The organism is Pseudarthrobacter cellobiosi (assembly GCF_023913755.1).
In the GTDB taxonomy this organism is placed as follows: Bacteria; Actinomycetota; Actinomycetes; order Actinomycetales; family Micrococcaceae; genus Arthrobacter; species Arthrobacter cellobiosi.
Genome location: NZ_JAMXBJ010000048.1, coordinates 169,796 through 196,087, shown reverse-complemented (window position 1 = coordinate 196,087; position 26,292 = coordinate 169,796). Strand labels below are relative to the sequence as shown.

The following is a 26,292-nucleotide window of genomic DNA, read 5'->3' as shown; positions in this document are numbered from 1 at the left end:
CAGGGCGGCAGGTCGGCCGGGCGGCTGACCGGAAAATTTCAGGGGAGCGTGAGGATTTCGGCGCCGGACTCTGTCACCAGCAGTGTGTGCTCAAACTGGGCGGTCCGCTTGTGGTCGCGGGTGACAACTGTCCAGTCGTCCTCCCACATGTCCCATTCGATGGTGCCGAGGGTCAGCATGGGTTCGATGGTGAACACCATGCCGGCCTCGATGACTGTGTTGTAGGCCGGCGCTGCATCGTAGTGGGGGATGATCAGGCCCGTATGGAACGCTTCGCCGACGCCGTGGCCGGTGAAGTCCCGCACCACGCCGTAGCCGAAACGCTTGGCGTAGGACTGGATGGCCCGGCCGATCACGTTGATCTCCCGGCCGGGAGCCACGGCTTTGATGGCCCGGTTGAGGGATTCCCGGGTGCGCTCCACCAGCAGGCGCGACTCGTCGTCGACGTCGCCTACCAGGAAGGTGTGGTTCGTGTCGCCGTGGACTCCGTTGATGAAAGCGGTGATGTCGATGTTGAGGATGTCGCCGTCCTGGACCACGGTGCTGTCCGGGATGCCGTGGCAGATCACTTCATTCAGCGAAGAGCACAGGGACTTCGGGAATCCGCGGTAACCAAGCGTGGACGGGTAGGCCTTGTGGTCCAGCAGGAATTCGTGACCCACTTTGTCCAACTGGTCGGTGGTCACGCCGGGCCTGATGTGGTTGCCCACCTCAACGATGGCCTGTGCGGCGATCCGGCTGGCGATCCGGATTTTCTCAACGGTCTCGGCGGATTTGATCTCGGAGCCGGTGAACTTGGCCGGGCCGGGCTTGCCCACGTATTCCGGGCGCGGGATGGACGCGGGAACGGGGAGTTGCCGGCTGACGGTTCCCCGGGTAAGGGTGCCGACGGGTGCAGTCGAGGCTAGGGAAGGCATAGATTGATCATATAAGGCACCGCATTAGGCCAAGTAACTGGAAGCCCCAAGCTGTCCGCATCCGCGTGTAAGTTACGTGGGTCACGGCCGGGCCCCCGCCAGCCGGAACGAGGAGCACCGATGACTGAGTACTGGTACAACGTGAACACCCACGAGGTGGAAGAGGACGCACTCTCAGACTGGAGCCAGCTGATCGGCCCCTACAAAACGCGGGAAGAGGCCGAACACGCCCTCGAAAAAGTCCGGGCCCGCAACGAGGCCTGGGAAAAGGGCGAGGAGGACTGAGCCGTAGCCTGGCCCGGCCCTGTACCTTGGCCTGCCTAGAAGGAGTGTTCCGGTCCGGGGAACTGGCCTGAACGGACCTCGTCGCCGTACGCCTTCGCCGCGTCACTGAGGGTAGTACGCAGGTCAGCGTACTGTTTTACGAATTTCGCCATCCGGCCGCCGCGGAACCCAGCCATGTCCTGCCACACCAGCACTTGCCCCGTGGTGGCATTGCCGGCGCCGATCCCGACCGTCGGCACGCTGACCGCCGCGTCAACGGCGGCTGCCGTGTCCGCCGGAACCATTTCCATCAGGACGGCGAACGCCCCCGCCTCAACCAGCGCCACGGCGTCGTCAATCAGCCGCTGTGCGTCATCCCCGCGGCCCTGGACCCGGTATCCGCCCAGCGCGTGTTCACTCTGGGGGGTGAAGCCGATATGGGCCATCACGGGGACGCCGGCCTGGACCATTGCCCGGACGGTTTCCGCGTAGTATTTTCCGCCTTCGATCTTGACGGCATGGGCGAGCCCTTCCTTGAGGAACCGGACGCCTGTTTCCACACCCTGCTGCGCCGAGACTTCATAACTGCCGAAGGGCAGGTCTGCCACCACCAGGGCGCGCTTCGCGGACCGCGCCACGGCGCGGCAGAGAGGCAGGAGTTCATCCACCGTGACCGGCAGGCTGGTCTCGTTGCCGAACACATTGTTGGACGCCGAATCGCCCACCAGGAGGACCTCGATACCGGCCTGGTCGAAGATCTCCGCACTGTACTGCTCGTAGGCGGTCAGCATGGCAAAGCGTTTGCCGTCCCGCTTGGCCTGCTGCAGGTGGTGGATGCGCACCCTGGGTGCGGGCTTCGCGTTCTCTTCCGGCGACGGCGGCTGCACCGCTGCAGGTCCGTTTCCGTAAGGTGCGTGTACTTCAGCGGACGCGCTTGACTCAGAGCTATTGGTGGAGGCCATGGCAAGAGCGTAATGCGGCAGCAGCAGTCCTAGCCACCGCAGACGGGCCGGCGGACCGTGATCCGCGTCATATTCACGTGCCCGCCAAGGGCATTTTTGCCACCTGTGGGCGCGGCCGTCAATGGTTGCTGTGTTAACGCTGTGTTACGTGCGGCGCCGTCGCCCGCATTGGAGCCGATTGCTTAGTAAAGTGATGGTGAACTGCTGCCGGCCGCCGCTTCCGCGGACCCGGGGCATGAACGATTGACCGGAGAAGAGGCCATCATGGACCGCCAGCAAGAGTTTGTCCTGCGCACAATCGAGGAGCGCGACGTACGGTTCGTACGTTTGTGGTTCACCGACGTCGTAGGTTCACTCAAATCGGTAGCACTCGCCCCGGCCGAGGTTGAAGGTGCTTTTGAGGAAGGGCTCGGTTTCGACGGTTCGGCTATCGAAGGCCTGGCACGCGTGTTCGAATCGGACATGCTGGCGCAGCCGGATCCGTCCACGTTCCAGATCCTGCCCTGGCGTGGCGAGACCGAACAGACCTCGCGTATGTTCTGCGACATCCTGACTCCGGATGGCGAACCGTCAGCCGCCGATCCGCGCAATGTCCTCAAGCGCACCCTGGCCAAGGCTGCGGACATGGGCTTTACGTGCTACACGCACCCGGAGATCGAGTTCTACCTCCTCAAGTCCCAGCAGCCCGGGCCCGACGGCGCGCCGGTACCCGTTGACGAGGGCGGCTACTTCGATCACGTTCCCGGCGGAGTGGCGCAGGATTTCCGCCGCACGGCCGTGACCATGCTGGAATCCGTGGGTATTTCGGTGGAGTTCAGCCACCATGAAGCCGGTCCCGGCCAGAACGAGATCGACCTGCGCTATGCGGACGCCCTGCAGACGGCGGACAACATCATGACGTTCCGCACGGTGATCAAGGAAGTGGCCCTCCAGCAGGGAACCTACGCCACGTTTATGCCTAAGCCGTTCACCGACCACCCCGGCTCCGGGATGCACACGCACTTCTCGCTGTTCGAGGGCGACACCAACGCTTTTTACGAGGCGGGCGCCGAATTCCAGCTTTCCAAGACGGCCCGCCAGTTCATCGCAGGCATCTTGAAGCACGCTCCCGAGTTCACGGCTGTGACCAACCAGTTCGTGAACTCCTACAAGCGGCTCTGGGGCGGCGGCGAAGCGCCAAGCTACCTCAGCTGGGGCCACAACAACCGTTCGGCCCTGGTCCGGGTCCCGCTGTACAAGCCCGGCAAGGGCCAGTCGGCCCGCATCGAATACCGCGGCATTGATTCTGCAGCGAACCCCTACCTGGCCTATGGCGTCCTGCTGGGTGCCGGACTGAAGGGGATCGAAGAAGGCTACGACCTGCCCGCCGCAGCCGAGGACGACGTCTGGTCACTGAGCTCCGCCGAGCGCCGTGCGATGGGCCACGACCCCCTGCCCGCCAGCCTTCACGATGCCATCCGGTCCATGGAGGACTCCGAACTGATGCCGCAGATCCTCGGCGAGCAGGTCTTCGAGCACTTCCTGCGCAACAAGCGTGCCGAATGGCAGGACTACCGGCTCCAAGTGACGCCCTACGAACTGCAGCGCAACCTCGGCATTCTCTAGGCGGCGGTGAGCCTCGCACGGCGCCTCATCTCAGCCGGCTTCAGTGACCTGGAGAAGGGTGAGCGCTTCCTGGCTGCCCCGGAATTGGACGGCCTGGACCCGGACAGGATTTTCGCCGGGCTGCAAATGGCCGCCAACCCCGACACCGCACTGCAGTCACTGGTGCGGCTGATCGAAAAGCACCCCGGTCTCCGGGAGCTGGCCTCGGCCGCTCCGGAGACCAGCGAGCCGCTCTACCGGGTGCTCGGGGCCTCCGAAGCGTTGGGCGAATTCCTCATCCGGCACCCTGAACACCTCGACGCCTTCGACGTCACGGCCAGCCCCGAGCCACTTCAGGCAGATCCGGAACACCTCCGCTCTGTCCTCCTGAAATCCGTCCGCGCGGAGCCCGGGTCAGCCCGGCCCGTGGCGGGAATGACCGGAGCCGACGCCTATGCCGCCCTGCGGGCGGCCTACCGCCGTGGGGTGGTGGACCTGGCGGTCAAGGACATGTGCGCTGCTGACCCGCTGGACTTTATGCCCGCCGTCGGAGCTGAACTCGCTGACCTGGCAGGGGCCGCGATCGAAGCTGCGCTGGCAGTTTCCCGTGCCGAGGCTGCTGAGCAGTTCAGCGCCGGGGAGGTGGCCGCCGTTGGCCTGGCCGTCATCGGGATGGGCAAATGCGGAGCGCGGGAACTGAATTATATTTCCGACGTCGACGTCATCTACGTGATCGACTCCGGCGACCTGGACGACGCCCGTGCCAGTACTATCGGCACAGCCTTGGCCACCGGCATTTCCCGGGCGATCTCCTCCGTGGCACGTGAACCAGGCCTCTGGGAAGTGGACGCCAACCTGCGGCCGGAGGGCAAGTCCGGGCCCCTGGTCCGAACTTTGGCCTCGCACGAAAGCTACTATGCCCGGTGGGCCGAGAGCTGGGAATTCCAGGCGCTCCTGAAGGCGCGGACCATTGCCGGCGACAGGGACCTGGGGGAGCGCTACGAAAACGCGGTGGCCCCGCTGATCTGGAGCTCCGCGGGCCGTGAAGGGTTCGTGGAATCCGTGCAGGCGATGCGCCGCAGGGTTACCGAGCATATCCCGGCGGCGGAGGAACAGCGGCAGATCAAACTCGGCCGCGGCGGCCTCCGGGACGTGGAGTTCACCGTGCAGTTACTCCAGCTGGTACACGGAAAATCCGATGAAACCATTCGGCGCAGGGATACCACTGCAGCAATAGCGGCCCTCTCGGCAGGGGGCTACATCGGCAGGTCCGACGCCGCCGCTTTCGATCACGCGTACCGTTACCTTCGCCTCCTGGAACACCGCATCCAGCTGTTCCAGCTCCGGCGGACACACCTGATGCCCGTCAGCGAAGCGGCACAGCGCGCCTTGGCAAAGGCGGTGCTTAGCCCGTTCTCCAATGACAGGCCGCCGCCGGCTTCGTTGCTGGCCACCTGGCAGAAGACTAAACGCTCTGTCCGCGAACTGCACGAACGTATTTTCTACCGTCCGCTGCTTAACACCGCGGCCAAACTCAGCAGCGAGGACGCCAGGCTGACGCCGGAGGCCGCCCAGGGCCGTCTCGCCGCGTTGGGCTATCGTGACCCGCGGGGCGCCATGCGGCATATCGAGGCACTCACCGCCGGTGTCAGCCGGCGGGCAGCCCTGCAACGCCAGCTGCTGCCCATCCTGCTGGACTGGCTCGCCGAAGGTGTTGATCCCGACGCCGGGCTGCTCGCGTTCCGGCGCGTCAGTGAGGCCCTTGGCACCACCCACTGGTATCTGGGCATGCTCCGGGATTCCACAGCGGCGGCTGAACGGCTATGCAACGTCCTCTCCAACTCACGCCTGATTGCGGATCTTTTGGAGGTGTCGCCGGAGTCGGTGGCGTGGCTGGGCACCAACAAAGACCTTGTGCCGCTGGGCTTCGAAGCCCAATGGCAGGAGATCACGTCCAAAATGTCGCGGCACTCGGACCCGGAAAACGCCATCAGGCTGATCAGGCTCATTAGGCGCCGGGAGATCCTCCGGATCGCGATCGCCGATTCTGCCGGGCTTCTCAACCAGGACCAGGTGGGCGCGGCGCTGGCGGACACCGACCGGGCGGCGGTGTTGGGCGCCCTGCGCGTGGCCGAAGGCATCGTCTCTGTTGAGGCACCGCTCAAGACCGCGGTGCTGGTGGTGGCCATGGGCCGCCAGGGCGGCCGCGAGATCGGCTACGGCTCCGACGCCGACGTGATGTACGTGCACCGCGCGTTGCCGGGCTATACGGACGAGGAAGCACAGGATCAGGCGGCCCGGATTGTCGCCAAGGTCTCCAGCCTGCTCACGCAGCCGCTCAAGCCGGCCATCATGGCCGAGCGGGTGCTGCAGATGGACGCGGATCTTCGGCCCGAGGGCAAAAACGGGGCCATGGTCCGCTCCCTCGATTCGTTCGCCGAATATTACCGCCGCTGGTCGTTGATCTGGGAAGCGCAGGCGCTGCTGCGGGCCCGGCCCATGGCGGGCGACGATGCCCTGGCCGAGGACTTCCTGGCCCTCATCGACCCCATCAGGTACCCGGAGTCGATTTCGGAGCAGGATGTCCGGGAGGTTCGCAGGGTCAAAGCTCGGGTGGAAGCGGAGCGGTTGCCGCGCGGGGCGGATCCGGCACGCCACGTGAAGCTTGGTCGCGGAGGACTGAGCGACGTCGAGTGGCTGGTGCAGCTCCTTCAGCTCCAGCATGCGGCCAAGCACCCGGAACTGCAGACCACGTCCACGGTGGAGGCCTTGGAAGCGGCGGCTGCGCTGGACCTGCTCGCCGGGCCTGACGCGAAGCTGCTGGCCGACGCGTGGCGGCTCGCCAGCCGGATCCGGTCCGCCAACGTCATCTGGAGCGGCAGGGCGTCGGACACGCTGCCGTCCGCACGCGGGGACCTTGAGGCGGTGGCCCGCTGGTGCGGCTACGAACCTGGCAACGCGGCCGCCCTGGAAGAGGACTACCTCCGCCTGAGCCGGCGGGCCCGTGCGGTGTTCGAGAAAGCCTTCTACGGCCATTAGCGGCTGGCTGAGGTTCTCCCGGAGGGCAGCAGACAGCCGCCGCGGTGCGATGCTAGGTTGGGGGCCATGGCTACGCAAATCTACCTGAACCTGCCCGTGAAGGATCTGAAGCGGTCCGTCGATTTCTTTACCGCCCTTGGCTTCTCTTTCAATCCGGACTACACGGATGAAAACGCGACCTGCATGATCATGAACGACAACGCGTTTGTGATGCTCCTGGTGGAGGGTTTCTTCAAAACCTTCACCTCTAGGGACGTGGCCGATGCCACCAGTTCCACCGAGGCCATCATGGCGTTTTCGGTGGACAGCAAGGAAGCCGTGGACGAAACGGTACGCAAGGCGCTGGCCGCCGGAGGCACACCGTCGCAGGAGGTCCAGGACTACGGCTTTATGTACAACCACAGTTTCCAGGACCCGGACGGCCACCTCTGGGAAGTCATGTGGATGGACCCTGCCGGCCCATCGGCCGACGGCGGAGCTCCGGCCGGATCCGACGGACAGCCGACCTGAAAAACCGGGTTGATTCTGTCTGGCTCATCGCCTTGGATGACCTCAATGCTGATGCGCTTGCCATCCAGCTGGGTGAGGTAGCCAACATGGAACTGGGCCCGGGCCAAAGCAGCTTCGTCGGTGACCCGCTCCGCATGGTCCTGGCGGGACTGGAGGAGGATTCCCGGTTCCCTTATGTCGTGGAGGCTACGGGCTACGCCGTCGGTGTGCTGACCCTCCAGGCCGGTGCCGCGCGCCTGGCCGGCTGGCCGGACGATGATTCTGCGTGGCTGCTACGCGGTTTCCTGATCGACAGACGCCAACAGGGGCAGGGCCTCGGGCCTCTGGCGGCAACGTCCGCAGTGGAGGCCGCCGCGAAACTGACCGCCAGACGCGGAACCCACGAGGCCGGCGTCGTGCTTTCCGTCAATGAATCCAACCCGGCCGGACTGACCGCGTACAGGACCGCCGGCTTTGTGGACCAGGGGCAATACCTGGGCGGCAGTTCCGGACCGCAACGGACCATGTACCGGAGCTTCACGGGATAATTCGTCCAGACACGGCGGTCCCGGGCATTGCCTCCGGCTCCACATTGACCGATCATGTGGATTGGCGGTGTTCTTCAAACCTTGTTGGGGGGAAGGCTTGAAAAGTCTTCGTCTCGGGGAGCACATGCCAGGGGGCTGGCTCCCGGTCTCAGCACGTCTGGAGCCAGCCCCCACCTTAGGGAAAAAAGTCCGCCCGGCCTGCAGCGTTGATGCTGGCAGCACGGGCGGACTTTTTGGCGGACTGAACGGGTTCAGCCGCGGATCGGGCTAGACGCCGTAGTAGAGCTCGAACTCGTACGGGTTCGGGCGCAGGGACAGCGGGCGGATCTCGTACTCGTACTTGTACTCGATCCAGGTGTCGATCAGGTCCTGGGTGAACACGCCACCGGCCTGCAGGAACTCGTTGTCCTCACGCAGGGCCTCCAGTGCCTCTTCCAGCGAGCCCGGAGCCTTCGGGATGTCCTTGGCTTCCTCGGCGGGCAGCTCGTAGAGGTCCTTGTCGATCGGAGCCGGCGGTTCGATGCGGTTGCGGATGCCGTCAATGCCGGCCATCAGCTGGGCAGCGAAGGCCAGGTACGGGTTGGACGAGGGGTCCGGAGCGCGGAACTCGATGCGCTTGGCCTTGGGGTTGGAGCCCGTGATGGGGATACGGATACCGGCGGAGCGGTTGCCCTGCGAGTACACCATGTTGACCGGAGCTTCGAAGCCCTTGACCAGGCGGCGGTAGGAGTTCACCGTCGGGTTGGTGAAGGCGAGGACGGCCGAGGAGTGCTTCAGCAGGCCGCCGATGTACCAGCGGGCCATATCGGACAGGCCGGCGTAGCCCTTTTCGTCGTAGAACAGCGGCTCGCCGTTGGTCCACAGCGACTGGTGGCAGTGCATGCCCGAACCGTTGTCGCCAAAGACCGGCTTCGGCATGAAGGTCACGGACTTGCCCCAAGCGTCGGCCGTGTTCTTGACGACGTACTTGAACTTCTGCAGGTCGTCTGCGGCGTGGGTCAGGGTGGTGAACTTGTAGTTGATTTCAGCCTGGCCGGCGGAGCCTACCTCATGGTGGCTGCGCTCGACCTCGAGGCCTGCCTCATCCAGGGCGATGCACATCGCGTCGCGGAGGTCAGCCTGCTTGTCGGTGGGGGAAACCGGGAAGTAGCCGCCCTTGATGGGGGTCTTGTAGCCGAGGTTTCCGCCGTCTTCTTCGCGGCCGGTGTTCCAGTGTGCTTCTTCGGAGTCGATCTTGTAGAAGCTGCCCTCGGGGGAGGACTGGTACTGGACGTTGTCGAAGACGAAGAACTCGGCTTCCGGAGCGAAGAACGCGGTGTCGGCGATGCCTGTGGAGGCGAGGTAGGCCTCAGCCTTTTCGGCCACGCCGCGGGGGTCGCGGTGGTAAGGGTCTCCGGAGCGGGGGTTCACGATGGAGAAGTTCAGCGCCAGGGTCTTCTCCATGCGGAAGGTGTCCAGGAATGCGGTGGTGACGTCCGGGATCAGCTGCATGTCGGATTCGGCGATGCCCTGGAAACCGCGGATGGAGGAACCATCGAAGAGTTGGCCGTTAATGAAGAAGTCCGCGTCGACGCTCTTTGCCGGCACGTTGAAGTGCTGCTGCACACCCGGGAGATCGGTGAAGCGGATATCGACGAATTTAATATCTTCGTCCTTGATGAACTTGAGGACTTCGTCCGCAGTCTTGAACATCTATGCTCCTTACGCATATGTAATAACTGGCTGGCAAGCCAACTGATCCAGCGCAATCCGAAGGGCAGGGAAACCAAGTTTCCCTGCTTGGCAGGTATTGCTTGAAACTGCTATCAGCCTATGGACACGTCATTTCCCGACAGTGTCCACATTGTTTCGGGCAGGTTACAGAATGCCCTGTTCAGGTTACAGAATTGTCCTGATCAGGTAACGCTATCCGGTGTCCGTAGTGCGGTCCAACGGTTTCCACTCTGTGGTCGGCGGTGAGTCGGTAAGCTTGGACGGTGGTAGATCGCAATGACATTGGCTCCTGGCTCAGCGGACCGGACACGTCCGGCATCTCAAAGTACCCGGGGGAGCGCCTGGGAATGCCCGAATCCGGTTCCGGCTCCATCGCCAGGGCGGGCAGGCGCATCCTCGCCATCGTCCTTGACTGGGGGATTGCCCTGCTGATCAGCAATTTTGCCTTTGGCGGTGATTCCTGGGCCACGTTGGCGATTTTCGCCGCGGAACAGATGCTGCTTGTGGGTACCCTCGGTTACAGCATCGGCCACCGCGTGGCCGGGATCCATGTGCTGCGCCTGGGCGGTGGGCCCGCGGGTCCGATGGCTGCCGTGGTGAGGTCAGTGCTGCTGTGCCTGGTGATTCCCGCCGTAATTTTCGATCCGGACCAGCGGGGACTGCACGACAAGGCGATGAATACCGTTCTCGTACGGCGCTAGCAGTATCCAGGCAGTTGGCAGCCCCGGCATGCCGGCTCAGACGGCGCCGGAATACAGGGCAATGCGCCGTCAGACCCCCGCTGTTTCCTTTGTCCCGGCAGGAACGGCCGTGCCTGGCGTCAGGTAGCCGCGCTTTCCGGCCCAGCGTTCGAACGCGACAGTGGCGAACGGGAACACCGCCGACAGTCCCGCGAACAGGGCCACAACGAAGGGCCACCGCTGGAGCCGCCACAGGGTGAGGGCTGCGATGCCGTAGCCCACAAACAGCGCACCATGGATAGGTCCGGCAATCTCCACACCCAGTTCGGTGGTTTTGGCGATCCACTTGGAGTACATGCCTGCCAGCAGCGCGGCCCAGCTGAAGGCTTCGGCAACCGCCAGGACGCGGAAGGCCCGGATAACAAGGGTTCTAGCAGGACTCGTCATGTAGCTACTTCCAATCAATGTCCCGCCTGGTTGGGCGGCGTCCGGCAGACAAAAACCGCCCTGGTTCCGGCCAAGCCGGGAACCGGGGCGGTTCAAGAGTTTTAGCGTCCGCGGTTGGGGCGCGCTTTGTAAGGGTCGATTCCCTTGGGAATCGGGAGGCGGTTGCCCAGCGAGGAAATGCGTTTGGATACCGCATTCACCTCAAGCTTGGTCAGTTCGTTCTTCAGCTTGCCCATCTTCTTGGCTACCTGGCTGATGGGAACCTGGCCCTCGCCGCGGCCGCTTTCGATCATGTGGACCGTGACGTTCGGGAGGATGCGCGCAAGGCGCTTACGCTCGGCGTCGAGCATTGGCTTGACGCGGATGGTGGGGCCTTCGCTGACGAGAACGACGCCGGGACGGCCGACGGCGCGGAACACGGCGTCCTGCGTGCGCGGGTTTACGGCGACCGGCTGGTCCTCGGTGATCCAGCCGCGCTTAAGCGTGCCCAGGGCCGCGCCTGAGGCTCCGGGCTGGTTCTCGATCTGGGCGAAGGCAGCGCGCTCGGCACGCCGGGAGAGGATCAGGGTGGCGCCGAGGAGGCCCAGCGGAATACCGATGAGCAGGCCGGTGATCCAGTTGTCCAGCCAAAAACCCACCAGGAAGCTGACAGCCACAACACCCAGGAACGCCAGCAGCATCAGCCACGGGACCATGGGGTCATGGCGGCGGGTCATGTTAAAGACTTCGCCGATCTGCTTGAGCCGGCTGGGCTTCTTGACCTTTGCTTCTTTTGGCTTGCGCGAGAAGAGGCCACGCTTCGGGACGTCAGAGGCCGCCGGAGTGCTGTTACTGGAATCAGGGGAGTTCGCCATAGTTCCTCAATTCTACGTGATTTATGCCTGAGGGCCGGACGCCGGAGAATGTCCGGTGCGGGCCCTCAGGGATACCAAACTATGGCTTAGGAATGTGCGGCGAGCAGTGAGCTGGCTTCCTGGCGGGTGCTGCCGGAGGACTCGATGTGGGCGAGCTGGGCGGGGATTTCCCAGCCCTTCTTGCGCATCGCGGTGGCCCAGAGCCGGCCGGCCCGGTAGGAGGAACGGACCAGCGGGCCACTCATGACGCCGAGGAAACCGATTTCGTTGGCCTCGTCCTGGAGGTCCACGAACTCCTGCGGCTTGACCCAGCGGTCCACCGGCAGGTGCCGTTCGGAGGGGCGCAGGTACTGGGTGATGGTGATCAGGTCGCAGCCGGCCTCGTGCAGGTCGCGCAGGGCTTCGGAGATTTCCTCGCGCGTCTCGCCCATGCCCAGGATCAGGTTGGACTTGGTCACCATCCCGAGCTTGCGGCCCTGGGTGATGACATCCAGGGACCGGTCGTACCGGAACGCGGGCCGGATGCGCTTGAAGATCCGGGGCACGGTCTCGACGTTGTGCGCGAAGACCTCCGGCTTCGAATCACAGATCGCCGCGATGTGCTCGGGCTTGCCGGAGAAGTCCGGGATCAGCAGTTCGACGCCGGTGCCCGGGTTCAGCTCGTGGATCTTCCGGACCGTCTCGGCGTACAGCCACACACCCTCATCGGCCAGGTCATCCCGGGCCACACCGGTCACCGTGGCGTAGCGCAGCTGCATGGCCAGGACCGAGCGGGCCACCTTCGTGGGCTCGAACATGTCCACCGGGGACGGCTTGCCCGTGTCGATCTGGCAGAAATCACAGCGCCGCGTGCATTCGGACCCGCCGATCAGGAACGTGGCTTCCTTGTCTTCCCAGCACTCAAAAATGTTCGGGCAGCCGGCCTCCTCACACACCGTGTGCAGGCCTTCCTTCTTGACCAGGTTCTTGAGCTGGACATACTCAGGACCCATCTGGACCTTCGCCTTGATCCACTCCGGCTTCCGCTCCACGGGTACTGCAGAGTTGCGCTGCTCAACGCGCAGCAGCTTCCGGCCTTCTGGTGCCAGTGTCACAGGAGTGCTCCCTCAGGGCTTGAAACGAGTGCTTCTTCGTGCTTGCGAAATTCTTCCACGAACCGGTCCGCGATATCGCCCGGGGCGATGTCCCTGCCGGTTTCGATGGACATTGTGGTGACGCTGGCGTCGGTGATGCCACAGGCGATGATCTGGGCATAAGGCGCCAGATCATTGTTGCAGTTAATGGCGACGCCGTGCATTGTGACCCCGTCCAGGACCCGGATGCCGATTGCTGCAATCTTCCGGTCCGGACCCTTGCTGTCCGCCGTGATCCACACGCCGGCGCGTCCCTTGATGCGCTCTGCGTTGATGCCATAGTCAGCCATAACCGCGATCATGACGGCTTCGAGCCGCTCAACGTAGTCTCGGATGCCTGACCGGTTCTTCAGCTTGAGGATCGGATACGCGATCAGCTGGCCGGGGCCATGCCAGGTCAGCTTTCCGCCGCGGTCCACCGCAACGACGGGCGTGCCGTCCAACGGGCGCTCGTGCTCTTCTGTGAGCTTGCCCGCTGTATAGACGGCGGCATGTTCAAGGATGAGGACAGTGCTGGGTGCTTCGGCTGTGACGACCTTGCTGTGGATCCCGCGCTGCAGATCCCAGCCGCGCGTGTAGTCAACGAAGTCCGGGGCGAGACCCACCTGTGAAAACTCAAGAGTCATGCCGTCAAGCTTAGACCCCGATCCGCGAGGGGTCCGGTTATAGTGTCAGACCTCTCATGCACTGACTCATGCACTGGCGGATCCGGTGGAGGCCCATGGCCTGTGGATAACTTCTGCAGGCATTCCCGGATTCCGCTAGACATGAGTCATGGATGATTTCACTGCTCCCGTAGTTCCCGGGTTCCTGGTGGGCCGCGTGTTGGGCCGAGGCGGAAGTTCAACGGTGTGGCTGGTTACTGACGAAAGGTCCGGCCGCGAGTTTGCGCTGAAATGGCTCGGTGCAGGGCACAGCGGCGCGACCGGTCCCGGCGAACACAGGGAAGCCGGGGCCGACTCCGAGGAGGCCATCCGCCGTGAAATCCGCATTCTTTCTGTCCTTGACCACCACCACCTCATCAAAGCCCACGACGCCTTCCGTCTTCGCGGGCCGGCCGGATCAGCAGTGTCGGCCGGAGGGACAATCGGGCTGCTGCTGGATTACGCGCCTGGCGGTTCCCTCGGAGAGCTGGTCGGCAGCAGGGCCAAGCTCACCATCGGGGAGACGGTCACCGTGCTCACTCCTATTGCCCAGGTACTTGGCTACCTGCACGGCCAGGGGTTCACCCACGGTGACGTATCGCCCGGGAACGTCCTCTTTACAGGCCATGGCAAGCCAATGCTGTCCGACGTCGGCATCGCCAGGATGGTGGGTGATGTTTCGGCAGTGCCGGACCATGGCACCCCGGGGTTCATGGATCCGGCACCGGTGGACGCCGTGAGGGCGGGGCTGCAGCCGGAACGCGACGTTTACTCGGTGGCGGCGCTGGGGTGGTACTGCCTTACGGGCCAGCCGCCACGCCGTACCGCCGACCGCCCGCCTCTTTCCCTCCTGCTCCCTGACGTTCCAGTCGAGCTGGCCGCGGCTCTGGAAGCTGGCCTTAATGAGGACCGGCGGCTCCGGCCCACGGCTCTTGAGCTGGCGACGGCGGTCTACCGCAGTGCCCCGCCGCTGCCGGTGGACCTCGCGTCCTCCGTCCACGCCACGGTTATCCCGCAGCTGCTGACGCGGCGCCCCGTCCCGGAACATCCCGGCGGCGCGCTCCGGAATGGTCTCCGGGCCTGGCGGCGCCGGATCTCGACGTCGCGTTGGTCCGGGCTGATGGGGGTGCGGCAGGTCCTTCCGTTCCCGGCTGGGGAGAAAGCGGAGATGCCCGTGGTGCGCGCACCGAAGCCCCGCGCACCAGAGGTCAGCGCACCTGAGGCCAGCGCACCAGCGGCCGGAGGCCTCGCCGCACCGGTCCAGGCGGTCGACGGTGAAAAGCCGGCGCCGCGCGGCACGCATGCCGTGGAACCTGGCCCGAAGGATCCCCAACCAAAACCGGGGGCGAAACGACGGACGGTGGCGTCACAGAAGGTGGTGGAACCCGGCCCGAAACATCAAGACCACATCGGTGCGAAGCGTAGGAAAGTGGCGACGCAGAACATGGTTCGCCCCGAACCGGATCGGCGCGGCGGGCGTGCGGGGATGGCCGGACGCAATCGGTGCACGGTGCTGCTGGCGGTGGGAGCCGGCGCCATAGTGGCAGGAGCCATCTGGGCCGCTGGCGCCTTTGGGCCGGAGGGGCCGTGGGCGGTGTCCGGCGGACCAGGGGCGGTGGCTGCCAGTGCCGGCGACAGGACCGGCGCACGGGCAGAAGCGGAGAGTGCGGAGACCGGCGAGGTGGTCACCGGCGAGCTGGACACCATGCTCGCCGCCGCAGGCGTCCCGGGAGACGCCGCGGCCCAGCTGGACTCTGCGGACCCGCTCGAAGCAGTCCAGGGACTGGCCGCCGTGAGGTCCCTGGCCTTCAGCTCCGGCCGGCTGGAGCTGTTGGATCTGGTTAATGCCCCGGGATCGGCGGCCTCTGCCACGGATGCAGGCCTTAAGGCCGAGCTCCAGGAGTCAGGCCACGTCCTGGCCGGATTCACGAGTTCCGTAGCGGATCTGCAGGTCCAGCCCGGCAGTCCATCCGGCCAGGTTGTTGTCAGTGTCACGTCAGCCACGTCGCCCTATGAGGAAAGGGACGATTCCGGAGCGATCGTGGCGGCCGGCGCACCGGTGGCCGCCCAGAACCTCCGGCTGGTGCTGGTCTCCGTTGACGGCCGCTGGCGGATCACGGACGTCCTTCCCGGGACCTGACTGGTTGCCTCAGCCCGTTGCCTCAGCCCGTTGGCTCAGCCCATTGGCTCAGGCTCAGTGCTTGCCGGCCACCCAGGCAGCGGCCTGGGCCAGTGACGGGTGCTGCCACTGGAAGCCGGCTGCTTCCAGTGCCGCCGGTTCCATCCGCTGGCTGGGAAGGATGAGTTCATCGGCCAACTGACCCAGGACCAGGCGCAGGGCCGGCGAAGGTACCCGGAAAAATGCCGGCCGGTGGAGCGCGGATGCCAAGGCGCCGACCAACGCGTTGACGTCAGCGCTTTCGGGGGCGCAGACGTTGACCGGTCCGTGGAGCCCGGAGTCAGCAAGGAACATAAATGCTGCGGCGACGTCCGGAAGTGTGATCCACGGCCAGTACTGCCGGCCGTGGCCGAGTGGACCGCCCAGTCCGAGGCGAAGCAGCGGCAGCAGCCGGCCTAGTGCGCCACCTGTGGGGCTGAGGACAACACCGGTGCGTGGTGTGACCACGCGGACGCCGGACGGCGCCTGATGGGCGGCGGCCTCCCACTCGACGCAGATACGTGACAGAACACCCGAGCCCGGCGACGCGTTCTCCCGGAGCTGGGCGGACCCGGAATCGCCGTAGTAGTTGGATCCCGACTGGCTGATAAACGTGCGCGGCGGGTCGTCAAGCGTGGCCATGGCCGCGGTCAGGGTGCCGGTGGCGGCCAAGCGCGAAGTCAACAGCTCGTCGATTCGGCGTCTTGTCCAAGGTCTGTCCCCGATCCCGGCACCGGACAGGTTGATCACGGTGTCCGCGCCGGCCAGCGCCGCCGGATCCAGGCGGCGCGCTGCGGGGTCCCAGCGGATTTCGGCTGAGGACGTGGGCTCGCGTCGGACGAGGGCGGTCACGTCATGGCCGGCCTCTCGCAGCGTTGCGGACAAATGGGTCCCGATCAGCCCTGAGGCCCCGGCAATGACGATGTGCATGATCCATCTCACCACGGCCCGCACGCCGCCGGTACCTCCCCGGGACCGTACCGGGAGTTGACTATGATCGAACGATGACTTCTTCGAGCTACTTCCGGTTTCCGCATGTCCACGGCGATCTGGTCACGTTTGTGGCAGAGGACGACGTGTGGATCGCGCCGCTCAGCGGCGGCCGCGCCTGGCGGGTTTCGTCACTGCAGCTGCCCGCCCGCAATCCGCGGTTTACGCCTGACGGCAAACGGCTGGTCTGGACTGTCATCCAGGGAACCTCCCCGGAAGTGGTCTCGGCGGATGTGGACGGCGGTGGCTACCGGCAACTGACGTATTTCGGCCACGCCACAACCAAGGTCAAAGGCTTCACGGCAGCCGGCGACGTAGTAGTGACCAGCGCGTTCCGCCAGGCTGAAAGCCGGCACACCTATGCTTACAGCGTCCCGATCGACGGCGGGTCGGCTGAGGAGCTCCCCTTCGGGCCGGTCGAATCCGTGGCCTTCGGTACCGAAGTAGGGGACGAGCGGCCGGTTGTCCTGGCCAGCGTGCTCTCCCGCGAACCGGCCTGGTGGAAGCGGTACCGCGGCGGCACAGCGGGCAAGCTCTGGATTGATGCGGACGGAAACGGCGAGTTCGAGCGTCTGGTTCCCCACCTCGACGGAAACCTCGCAGATCCGCTGTGGGTGGACGGGCGCATCGCGTTCCTGTCAGACCACGAGGGTTACGGAAACCTGTACTCGGTGCTGCCCGGCGGCGGCGATCTTCGACGGCACACCGACCACGAGGACTTCTACGTCCGGCACGCGTCCACCGACGGTGGGCGGGTCATCTTCGAATCTGCCGGTGAGCTCTGGATCCTGCACGATCTGTCCTCTGCCGCGGTACGGCTGGACATCTCGCTGGGTTCCGCGTCGCAATCGCGTCGCCCGGGCCTGCTGAAAACCTCCAAGCATCTGGGCACGGTGGTGCCGGATGACAGCGGCTCCGCCAGCGCAGTGGAGGCCCATGGCACTCTTCACTGGCTCCGTCACCAGGACGGCCCCTCCCGTATCGTCGAGGCCACCCCGGGTGTCCGGGCACGGCTCCCCAGGCCGCTCGACGGCGGCCGTCTCGCTTACGTCGCCGATCACGACGGCGTGGAGGCAATCTACATCAAGGAGATTGCCGCGCAGGTCCCCGACACCGTGGTCCCTGCCGTCACGGCAGCCCCGGCTGCCGTACCCGCTGCAGCCGCTCGGGACCAATCGGAAGCGCCACTGCCGCGCCCGGTTCCCGCGGCGGCATCATCCGCACCGGTGATTGCCGACGTCGTTGTTCCAGTGCCTGATGACTCCCCGGCCGATAAATCGCCGGCCGACGCCGCCCACTCCCCGGCGGAAGCCGACGTCAACGCAGGACGGTCCGGTCTGCCGACCCGCATCGCCTTCCCCAAGCCGTCACGCGCCAGCGCCCTGGAAGCGAGCCCCGATGGCCGGTGGATTGCCGTGGGAACCTCTTTCGGCGACATTTATGTAGCGGACACAGCCACCGGGGACCTGTCCCTGGTCACCAGCATCGGCGAGGGCAGCATCGCGGAACTCGCGTGGTCTCCTGACTCCCAGTGGCTGGCCTGGTCCGAACCTGTCACCTCGTTCGGCTCCCGGAGCCGCCTCCGGCTGGCCAATGCCGCAGACCTGGCGGGCGGCATCGTCGAGGTCACTGACGGCCGTTTCTGCGACGGGTCCCCAAGCTTCACGCCGGACGGTAAGTTCCTGGCCTTCCTGTCCAACCGCAGCTTTGACCCGGTGTACGACGGCCACTCGTTCGACCTGTCCTTCCCCAGCCCCATCAAGCCGTACCTGGTGGCACTGGCTGCCACGACGCCGTCGCCGTTTGGCCCCGCTGTTGACCTGTCCCCTGCCGCAAACACGGACAGCGCGGACACCACGGACACAGACACCGCGGCAGGTCCCGCGGTCCGCGTGGATCCGGCCGGGCTGGCCCACCGGGTCATCGGCGTTCCGGTGCCCCAGGGCAACTACACGTCACTCACGTCAACGGAGGGTGCACTGCTGTGGCTGGACTGGGCCCTGGCAGGCGTCACCGGCGACGGCAAAGCCAGCCAGGAAGACAAGGACGCCCGCCCCAGCCTGGTCCGGTTCGACCTGGCCCGCCGGAAGTCCGCCACACTGGTGGAAGCCCTGGACAGCTACCGGCTCTCCGGCGACGGCAAGAAGGTGGTGCTGGTCAACGACAAGCAGATCAGCGTGGTTCCCTCTGCTGCGAAAGCCGATGAGGAATCGGGCCAGCTGGTCAAGGTGGACCTGGGCCGCATCCGCGTGATGATGGATCCGCTCAGCGTCTGGGGCCAGGCGTTCGACGAAGCCTGGCGCCTGCAGCGCGATTTCTTCTGGGCCGAAGACATGGCAGGACAGGACTGGGAGTCGATCCACAAGCGGTACCGTCCGATCGTTGACCGGTTGGGGTCCCACGATGATCTGGTGGACCTGCTCTGGGAGCTGCACGGGGAGCTGGGCACCTCGCACGCCTACGTCCGGCCCGCATCGGTCACGGAAAACGGCAGCAACGGCCAGGGACGGCTTGGCGCAGACTTTGCCTTCACAGCGGCGGGCTGGGAGATCACCCGGATCCTGGCCGGGGAGTCCTCGGACCCGCTGGCCACTTCGCCGCTGACCAGGCCCGGCGCTGCCGCCATGGCCGGGGATGTAGTTCTGGCCATTGACGGAGTGCCGCTGTCCGCCAAGCTGAGCCCCGCGATGCAGCTGGTGGGCGCCGCCGGACGGGCTGTGGAGCTGACACTGCGCAACGGAGCCGCGCATGGAGCCGAGGCAGGGGAGCAGCGGCGGATCGCCGTGATCCCGGTCAAGGACGAGGAACGCCTGCGCTACCAGGAGTGGGTGGCCGCGAACCGCCTGACCGTCCGGGAGGCCTCCGGCGGCCGCTACGGGTACCTGCACATCCCGGACATGATGGCCAACGGCTGGGCGCAGCTGCACCGCGACCTGGACACCGAAACTGCCCTGGACGGCCTCATCGTGGACGTCCGCCGGAACCGTGGCGGCCACACGTCCCAGCTGGTGGCGGAACTGATTGGCCGGAAGGTCACCGGCTGGAGCATGCCCCGCGGCGAACGTCCGCGGACGTACCCGCACCACGCGCCGCGGGGTCCGGTGATCATCCTCGCCGATGAATTTGCCGGCTCCGACGGCGATATCATCACCCAGGTCTCCAAACTGCGGGGGATCGGCCCGGTGATCGGCACGCGCACGTGGGGCGGTGTGGTGGGGATCGATAACAGGTTCTCCCTGGCTGACGGCACCGGAGTGACCCAGCCGCGGTATGCCACCTGGTTCGGTGGCGGCGTGGGCTGGTCCGTGGAAAACTACGGCGTGGATCCCGACATCGAAGTGCTCTACCCGCCGCACGCTTATGCCGCCGGCAGGGACCCCCAGTTGGAATACGGGATCGGTGCGCTCAAGGAAATGATCCAGGAGCTGCCCACGGACAAGCCCCCGGTCCGCGAAGGCTACCGTCGCCTCAAGCCCGCACCGCTTCCGGCCCGCCGGCACGGCGAATAGGGCCAGCCAGGCAGCAACAGAACAAAGAAGGCCCTGCCCCTCCCGGTCAGTCCGGGCGGGGCAGGGCCTGCTCTGTCTCAGGAACCGTCAGCGTCCATAGCGAACGCGGCAGCCGCCGGAGCGGATCAGGATTCCAGGGACGCGTCCAGGGTGATCTCGATGCTGGCCAGCGCGCCGGAAACCGGGCAGCCGGTCTTGGCCTCGCCGGCGATCCGCTGGAACTCCTCTTCGGAGATGCCGGGAATCTTTGCCGACATCGTCAGGTGGCTCCCCGTGATGCCCGTGCCGGGAACGAAGGTCACGTCGGCTTTGGTGTTGACTTCTTCCGGAGCATGTCCGGCCTGGGCGAGCATATTGCTGAACGCCATCGAGAAGCAGCTCGCGTGCGCTGCGGCGATCAGTTCTTCCGGGCTGGTCTTGCCCTCGGCCGCTTCGGTGCGTGCCTTCCAGGTAACCTCAAATGTGCCCAGGCCGGAGCTGTCCAGCGTGGTCTGACCCGACCCTGTCATCAGGTCGCCGTTCCATACTGTGTGCGCGGTGCGTGTTGCTGCCATGTCCACTCCTCAAAGTCGGTTCGAACCGGGACCGGCCGTTGCCTGGCCCCGCCGGTTCCAATCCTAGGGATTGAGCGGCGGCCGTGCACAGGGTGTCCGCTCTCAGTGGATTGTGACTGTGCAACCCAGCCGCCTGGCGGCTGCGTGGCGGTCACCGCTTGGCCGTTAAACAGCGACGGCGCCGCACCCCAAAGAAGGGGAGCGGCGCCGTCGTGAGTGGTTCAGCCGGCGTTCAGTTCCACAGCGTGGCGATGGCCACGTTGAGCAGTGCAAGTCCGCCAACTCCGTGGGCCAGGCCCTTGCTGATGTCTTCGCCCTTTTTGTATTTGCGGCGGCCGATGAAAGCCAGCACGCCGACGGCCAGGGCGATCGCGAACTTGATGCCCAGCTTGAAGTAATTCGCGTCCATGTCCAGGGACGGGATCAGGCCCATCAGCACAATGCCGGTGATGAGCTGAAGAGCTGCGCCGTCGAACTGCCGGGGGTGGACCGTGGGCGTTTTCATATTCCCGATCCAGATGCCGACGATCATGGCGGCGCCGACGATGTGCAGGAAGACCACGATGTTGTACACGATAATCATGCGACCAGTCTACGCAGAGGTTCTACACCATGTAGTAAGGCCGGCCGCAGGGTTTGTGTGTGTCGGGGGAGACCGGGGCCCGGCCCTTAAACCGCGACGGCGGTGCACGCCTTCCGGTGGTTTCCCACCGGTGCGTGCACCGCCGTCGTACGGTTTTGGCCTGGAGCTAGAGTCCCAGGTCGGCCTCGAAGGCGCCTTCTTCAAGGCGGGCCTTCAGGGTCTGGAGGAAGCGGCCTGCATCCGCGCCGTCCACCAGGCGGTGGTCGTACGTGAGGGATAGGTACATCATGGAGCGGATGGCGATTGAGTCGTCACCGTTCTCATCGGCCACCACCACGGGGCGCTTGACGATCGCGCCGGTGCCCAGGATGCCCACCTGAGGCTGGTTGATGATGGGCGTGTCGAACAGGGCGCCGACAGAGCCGATGTTGGTGATGCTGAACGTTCCGCCGGACAGTTCGTCCGGGCCGATCTTGCCGCCGCGGGTGCGCCCGGCAACGTCGGCGATCTTGGCGGCCAGTCCGGCCAGGTTCAGGTTGCCGGCATCGGAGATGACCGGAACCAGGAGGCCCTTGTCGGTGTCCACTGCGATCGCCAGGTGCTCGGCGTTGTGGTACGTGATCTCCTGCTTGTCCTCGTCGTACGCAGCGTTGAGCTTGGGGTGCTGCTTGAGGGCCTCGGCCACGGCCTTGGCGATGAACGGCAGGAAGGTGAGCTTGACGCCGTTCTGGGCCAGGAAGGAGTTCTTGGCCTTCAGGCGGAGCTTGGCCACCTTGGTCATGTCCACCTCGTGCACCTGCGTGAGCTGCGTGGAGATTTCGAGGGATTCGCGCATACGGCGGGCGATGACCTGGCGGATGCGGGGTGCCTTCTGCGTGGTGCCACGCAGGGAGGAGGCAGCCGGGCCGGCCGGAGCGGCGGCCGGCTTGGCCGGTGCTGCTGCAGCGGGAGCGGCCTTGGCTTCTGCCGCGGCGAGGACGTCCTGCTTGCGGATGCGCCCACCGACGCCGGTGCCGGACAGTGATGCGACGTCCACGCCGTGCTGGTTGGCCAGCTTCCGGACCAGGGGAGTCACGTAGCCGGATTCGCCGCCGGCAGCAGGCTCGGCTGCGGGTGCCGGGGCCGTAGCGGGAGCAGGTGCTGCTGCCGCGGCAGGTGCCGCCGGTGCAGGCTCTGCCTTGGGTGCTTCGGGTGCCGGTGCCGGTGCCGCTGCCGCTGCGGGCGCCGGTGCGGCAGGCGCGGCGGCGGGTGCCGGCGCTGCAGCTGGGGCCGGTGCGGAGGCTGCGGGGGCTGCCGCGCCGGAGCCGATGACGGCGAGGACGGCGCCAACTTCGGCGGTTTCGTCTTCGTTGACCCGGATTTCCTGCAGCGTTCCCGCGACGGGGGACGGGATTTCGGTGTCAACCTTGTCCGTGGATACCTCGAGCAGCGGTTCGTCCACTGCAACGGTGTCGCCCACGGCCTTCAGCCAGCGGGTAACGGTTCCTTCGGTGACGCTTTCGCCCAGTGCCGGGAGGGTGACGTCGTGGCTTTCGCCGTCCGAAGCGGCGGGTGCTGCCGCTGCGGGAGCTTCTGCAGCCGGTGCTTCTGCGGCCGGTGCTTCTGCGGCCGGTGCGGCGGGGGCTTCCTCGGCCGGCGCTGCTGCTTCGGGGGCTGCGCCGCCGCCGGAGCCGTCGCCGATACGGACCAGGGGAGCGCCTACTTCGGCGGTCTCGTCTTCGGCAACGAGGATTTCCTCGATGATGCCGGCAATCGGAGAGGGGATTTCAGTGTCTACTTTGTCGGTGGAAACCTCGAGCAGCGGTTCGTCCACCTCTACCCGGTCACCTACCTGCTTGAGCCAGCGGGTGACGGTTCCTTCGGTGACGCTCTCACCGAGGGCGGGCAAGTTAACGGATTCAGACATGTCGTCCCCGTTCTCCTTATTGATCTTTTGTGCGGATGATGGCTGGCTTGTTCGAGCTTAGTGCACCCGGCGGGTCGCGCCGGGTGCACTAAGCCCTGTTGTCTTGCTGTGCTGCTGGCTGTAATTAGCCGTGAAGCGGGCGACCGGCCAGGGCCATTGCGGCCTCGCCGAGTGCCTCGTTCTGCGTCGGGTGCGCGTGGATGAGTCCGGCAACATCTTCCGGGTAGGCTTCCCAGTTGACGATCAGCTGGGCCTCGCCGATCTGCTCGCCGACGCGGGTGCCGATCATGTGGACGCCAACAACAGGGCCGTCTTTTTCGCGGACGAACTTGATGATGCCGCCCGTGCCCAGAATGGCGCTCTTGCCGTTTCCGGCCAGGTTGTATTCCGTGCTTTCCACCTTGTCCTCGCCGAACTTCTCCTTGGCGGCCTTCTCGGAGTAACCCACCGAGGCAATCTCGGGATCGCAGTAGGTGACCTTGGGGACGTTGATGTCGTCGACAACCACGGGCTTCAGGCCGGCGATTTCTTCGGCGACGAAGATGCCCTGCTGGAATCCGCGGTGTGCCAGCTGCACGCCGGGAACGATGTCGCCGACGGCGTAGACGTTGCCGACGCCGGTGTGGAGGCGTTCGTTGGTGATCACAAAGCCACGGTCAACAGTGACGCCCGCTTCTTCGAACCCCAGGCTCGCCGTGGACGGTCCGCGTCCGACAGCCACGAGCAGGAGGTCTGCTTCGAAGGTCTTGCCGTCCACCAGGGTGACCTTGACGCCGTCGTTGTCCTGCTCGACGCCCTGGAAGAAGGTGCCGGTGTTGAACTTGATGCCGCGCTTCTTGAAGGTGCGCTCCAGGACCTTGATGATCGATGCGTCCTCGTTGGGCACCAGGGACGGCAGACCCTCAACGATGGTGACGTCCGCGCCGAAGGACTTCCATACTGAAGCGAATTCGACGCCGATGACGCCGCCGCCCAGGACGATGACGCTCTTGGGCACGTAGTCCATCTTGAGGGCTTCGTCAGAGGTGATTACGCGGCCGCCGATTTCCAGGCCCGGAAGGGAGCGGGAGTAGGAGCCGGTGGCGAGGACGATGTTTTTGCCCTTGTAGGCCGTGCCGTTGACGGTGATGGTGTCCGGGGCGGTGAGCTTGCCTTCGCCCTCAATGACGGTGATGCCCTTGCCCTTGATCAGACCCTGCAGGCCCTTGAACTTACCGGCAATGATGCCGTCCTTGTAGGCGTTCACGGCGGTCATGTCGATGGACTGGAGCTCCACGTTGACGCCGTACTTGGCGCCGTCGCGGGCGTGGTCGGCAACTTCTGCGGAGTGCAGCAGGGCCTTGGTCGGGATACAGCCGTTGTGCAGGCAGGTGCCGCCCAGTTTGGCTTTCTCAACCAGACCAACGGTCAAGCCAAGCTGTACGGCCCGCAGGGCTGTGGCGTATCCGCCGCTGCCGCCACCTAGTACCAGGATGTCGAATTCTTGCGCAGTTGCCTGATCGGCCACTTAGACGCTCCCTCGCGTGAACGATGACGCGATCGTGCGCATCATCTGGTCTTGAACTTGTACTGCCGTGATTATGCCAGCAGGCAGGTTCTCGTGCATTTGTGACTACCGGGGTTCACCTTAGCGAACCCCTCATCCATGCTCCACCTTGGCGCCGCCTTTGTGGGGCGCTTGTGTCGAGTGTCACGCGGCCATGTGGCCAAGGGATCACGGCCGGTTCTGCGGTCGCAGGACAAACAGCCGCGTGACAACTCAACAGCAAAGGGCGGGTTCCCCCGGGGTCAGGCGGCAGCCGCCAGGATGTCCTCCACGTAGGCCACCAGTGTGCGGACCGTGCAGCCTGTGCCCTGCTTGTGGGTGTATCCGTAAGGGCTTCCGTTGTTGAAGGACGGGCCGGCGATGTCGATGTGGGCCCACGGGATCTGCTCTCCGTCCTTGCCCTTGCCCACAAACTCGCGCAGGAAAACAGCCGCGGTCATCATGCCGCCATGGCGCTCACCAATATTGGCGAGGTCGGCCACCTGGGAGTCGATGCTCGGGCGCAGTTCCTCCGGCAGCGGCATGGGCCACACCAGTTCGCCCGCACGGTCGGCGGCGGCCTTGAGTGGCCCGGTGACACTGTCAGAGCCCATCACGCCGGCGGTCCTGTTGCCGAGGGCGATGAGCTGCGCACCGGTGAGGGTGGCGACGTCGATGATGGCGTCAGGGTATTCGAGGCTCGCCGCGACAATGCCGTCTGCCATAACCAGGCGGCCCTCGGCATCGGTGTTCAGCACCTCAACGGTCTTGCCGCCGAACATGGTGAGGACATCCGCCGGCCGTGAGGCCGCACCGGAGGGCATGTTTTCTGCGATGCAGAGCCAGGCGGTCGCCTTCACCGGAAGGCCAAGTCCCGCGATCGCCAGCACAGTATTAAGGACGACGGCGGCGCCCGCCATATCGCTCTTCATGTCACCCATGCCAAGGGCCGGCTTGATCGAGATTCCGCCGGTATCAAACGTGATGCCCTTGCCCACCAGTGCGATTTTTGCGGTGGCCTTTGCGGGGGCGTACTCGACCTTCACAAGGCGGGGCTGGCGCGTGGACCCCTTGCCCACGCCCATGATGCCGCCGAAGCCTTCCTTTTCGAGGCGCTTTTCGTCCCAGACCGTCACCTTAACAGGCAGGCCCTTGGACAGCTCCTTAGCGGCCTCGGCGAAGGACTCGGGATACAGGTGGCTGGGCGGCTGGTTGACCAGGGACCGAGTCGCGTTGACGGCTTTGCCGATCAGGCCCGCACGCGTCAGTGCAGAGCGAAGCGCATCATTGGCAGCAACATCGGTGTAGATCACTGCGTTGCGGACCGGTTCCTTCAGCCCGTCGTTGGACGACCGGTATTCGGTAAAGGAATAGGCTCCCAGGGCGGCACCCTCCGCGACCGCCGCGACGTCGGCGACTCCCGCCGTCGGGAGCGCGAGGACGACAGTGGGCAGGCCGCCGAGCTGGCGGACGGCGGAACCTGCGGCCCGCCGCAGGGCCTCTTCGGTCAGCGGACGGCCAGCGGCCACCTTGCCAACGCCGGCGAGAACCAGGACCCCGGCACCCGTTTCCGGCAGGCCGGGCAGCCGAACGATCTGGTCAGCGGCGCCGGTGACGCCCAGGACCTTCAGGGAATCGGTCAGCGCTTCAGCAGATTTTGCGGTCAGCGGGTTCTCAAGCAGGACAGGTCCGTCCGATCCCTGTCCCACGCCGATGACAACGGCGTCACTGGGGGTCCTCTTCAGGTCCTTAGCGAGGGTACTAAGGTTGATTTCAGTATTCTTGACCACGGG

The 26,292-nt window shown here is 65.5% G+C and carries 21 protein-coding genes; 8 read left to right on the top strand and 13 right to left on the bottom strand.

From position 1 onward, the window contains the following. Positions 1-38: 38 nt before the first annotated feature. The gene (map, locus tag NG696_RS15480; RefSeq protein WP_252576087.1) at positions 39-917 is read right to left on the bottom strand and encodes a type I methionyl aminopeptidase; all 879 of its coding nucleotides are present in this window, start codon (positions 915-917) and stop codon (positions 39-41) included. Positions 918-1,037: 120 nt separating this feature from the next. On the opposite strand from map, the gene NG696_RS15475 reads away from it, so the two are divergent. After that, complete coding sequence (locus NG696_RS15475) at positions 1,038-1,202, top strand: SPOR domain-containing protein (protein WP_252569270.1); 165 nt, start codon at positions 1,038-1,040, stop codon at positions 1,200-1,202. 35 nt (positions 1,203-1,237) lie between these two features. On the opposite strand, the gene panB is transcribed toward NG696_RS15475, so the two are convergent. After that, positions 1,238-2,143: a 3-methyl-2-oxobutanoate hydroxymethyltransferase gene (panB, locus tag NG696_RS15470; protein WP_252576086.1), complete on the bottom strand. Its 906-nt coding sequence runs from the start codon at positions 2,141-2,143 to the stop codon at positions 1,238-1,240. A 264-nt stretch (positions 2,144-2,407) separates the two neighbouring features. Here panB and glnA (NG696_RS15465) point away from each other — a divergent pair, with 264 nt between their 5' ends. The 4 genes from glnA (NG696_RS15465) (at position 2,408) to NG696_RS15450 (ending at position 7,803) form a co-directional block, all read left to right on the top strand. Next, positions 2,408-3,748 carry a type I glutamate--ammonia ligase gene (glnA, locus tag NG696_RS15465; protein WP_252569265.1) on the top strand — a complete coding sequence of 447 codons (1,341 nt, stop codon included), beginning with the start codon at positions 2,408-2,410 and terminating at the stop codon, positions 3,746-3,748. A 6-nt stretch (positions 3,749-3,754) separates the two neighbouring features. Further along, complete coding sequence (locus NG696_RS15460) at positions 3,755-6,766, top strand: bifunctional [glutamine synthetase] adenylyltransferase/[glutamine synthetase]-adenylyl-L-tyrosine phosphorylase (RefSeq protein WP_252576085.1); 3,012 nt, start codon at positions 3,755-3,757, stop codon at positions 6,764-6,766. A gap of 66 nt (positions 6,767-6,832) precedes the next feature. Further along, positions 6,833-7,276, top strand: a complete 444-nt coding sequence (locus NG696_RS15455) for a VOC family protein (RefSeq protein ID WP_252569260.1) — start codon at positions 6,833-6,835, stop codon at positions 7,274-7,276. After that, the gene (locus NG696_RS15450; RefSeq protein ID WP_374208711.1) at positions 7,255-7,803 is read left to right on the top strand and encodes an N-acetyltransferase; all 549 of its coding nucleotides are present in this window, start codon (positions 7,255-7,257) and stop codon (positions 7,801-7,803) included. Before NG696_RS15455 ends, NG696_RS15450 begins: the two co-directional genes overlap by 22 nt. A gap of 267 nt (positions 7,804-8,070) precedes the next feature. Here the strand turns inward: NG696_RS15450 and glnA (NG696_RS15445) are convergent, their stop codons facing one another. Then, on the bottom strand, positions 8,071-9,495 hold the full coding sequence (glnA, locus tag NG696_RS15445) for a type I glutamate--ammonia ligase (RefSeq protein ID WP_252569258.1): 1,425 nt from the start codon (positions 9,493-9,495) through the stop codon (positions 8,071-8,073). Positions 9,496-9,779: 284 nt separating this feature from the next. On the opposite strand from glnA (NG696_RS15445), the gene NG696_RS15440 reads away from it, so the two are divergent. Continuing rightward, positions 9,780-10,217, top strand: coding sequence for an RDD family protein (locus NG696_RS15440; protein ID WP_252569256.1), 438 nt, complete (start codon positions 9,780-9,782; stop codon positions 10,215-10,217). A 69-nt stretch (positions 10,218-10,286) separates the two neighbouring features. Here NG696_RS15440 and NG696_RS15435 read toward each other — a convergent pair whose 3' ends face one another. The 4 genes from NG696_RS15435 to lipB form a co-directional block, all read right to left on the bottom strand. Then, positions 10,287-10,643 (bottom strand): DUF3817 domain-containing protein, encoded by a 357-nt coding sequence (locus NG696_RS15435; protein WP_252576084.1) that lies wholly within the window; start codon positions 10,641-10,643, stop codon positions 10,287-10,289. A gap of 101 nt (positions 10,644-10,744) precedes the next feature. Then, entirely contained in the window at positions 10,745-11,497 is a 753-nt protein-coding gene (locus NG696_RS15430; RefSeq protein WP_252569252.1) for a DUF4191 domain-containing protein, read from the bottom strand. A gap of 86 nt (positions 11,498-11,583) precedes the next feature. Beyond that, positions 11,584-12,591, bottom strand: a complete 1,008-nt coding sequence (gene lipA / locus NG696_RS15425) for a lipoyl synthase (protein ID WP_252569249.1) — start codon at positions 12,589-12,591, stop codon at positions 11,584-11,586. After that, a complete protein-coding gene (gene lipB, locus NG696_RS15420; protein WP_252569247.1) occupies positions 12,588-13,256 on the bottom strand; it encodes a lipoyl(octanoyl) transferase LipB in 669 nt (222 codons plus the stop codon). The genes lipA and lipB overlap by 4 nt, the downstream gene beginning before the upstream one ends. A 148-nt stretch (positions 13,257-13,404) precedes the next feature. Between lipB and NG696_RS15415 the strand changes: the two genes are divergently transcribed. Beyond that, positions 13,405-15,414 carry a serine/threonine-protein kinase gene (locus tag NG696_RS15415; protein WP_252576083.1) on the top strand — a complete coding sequence of 670 codons (2,010 nt, stop codon included), beginning with the start codon at positions 13,405-13,407 and terminating at the stop codon, positions 15,412-15,414. 54 nt (positions 15,415-15,468) lie between these two features. Here NG696_RS15415 and NG696_RS15410 read toward each other — a convergent pair whose 3' ends face one another. Beyond that, positions 15,469-16,362, bottom strand: coding sequence for a TIGR01777 family oxidoreductase (locus NG696_RS15410; protein WP_252569242.1), 894 nt, complete (start codon positions 16,360-16,362; stop codon positions 15,469-15,471). 74 nt (positions 16,363-16,436) lie between these two features. Here NG696_RS15410 and NG696_RS15405 point away from each other — a divergent pair, with 74 nt between their 5' ends. After that, complete coding sequence (locus NG696_RS15405) at positions 16,437-19,931, top strand: S41 family peptidase (RefSeq protein WP_252576082.1); 3,495 nt, start codon at positions 16,437-16,439, stop codon at positions 19,929-19,931. Positions 19,932-20,056: 125 nt separating this feature from the next. On the opposite strand, the gene NG696_RS15400 is transcribed toward NG696_RS15405, so the two are convergent. From NG696_RS15400 to NG696_RS15380, 5 genes are all read right to left on the bottom strand, one after another. Then, positions 20,057-20,485 (bottom strand): OsmC family protein, encoded by a 429-nt coding sequence (locus tag NG696_RS15400; protein WP_111906955.1) that lies wholly within the window; start codon positions 20,483-20,485, stop codon positions 20,057-20,059. Between the two features lie 232 nt (positions 20,486-20,717). Then, entirely contained in the window at positions 20,718-21,068 is a 351-nt protein-coding gene (locus tag NG696_RS15395) for a hypothetical protein (RefSeq protein WP_056345294.1), read from the bottom strand. 166 nt (positions 21,069-21,234) lie between these two features. Then, positions 21,235-22,974: a 2-oxoglutarate dehydrogenase, E2 component, dihydrolipoamide succinyltransferase gene (sucB, locus tag NG696_RS15390; RefSeq protein ID WP_252576081.1), complete on the bottom strand. Its 1,740-nt coding sequence runs from the start codon at positions 22,972-22,974 to the stop codon at positions 21,235-21,237. A 124-nt stretch (positions 22,975-23,098) separates the two neighbouring features. Beyond that, complete coding sequence (gene lpdA / locus NG696_RS15385) at positions 23,099-24,481, bottom strand: dihydrolipoyl dehydrogenase (RefSeq protein WP_252576080.1); 1,383 nt, start codon at positions 24,479-24,481, stop codon at positions 23,099-23,101. Between the two features lie 281 nt (positions 24,482-24,762). Then, a complete protein-coding gene (locus tag NG696_RS15380) occupies positions 24,763-26,289 on the bottom strand; it encodes a leucyl aminopeptidase (protein WP_252569233.1) in 1,527 nt (508 codons plus the stop codon). Between the last annotated feature and the right edge of the window lie 3 nt (positions 26,290-26,292).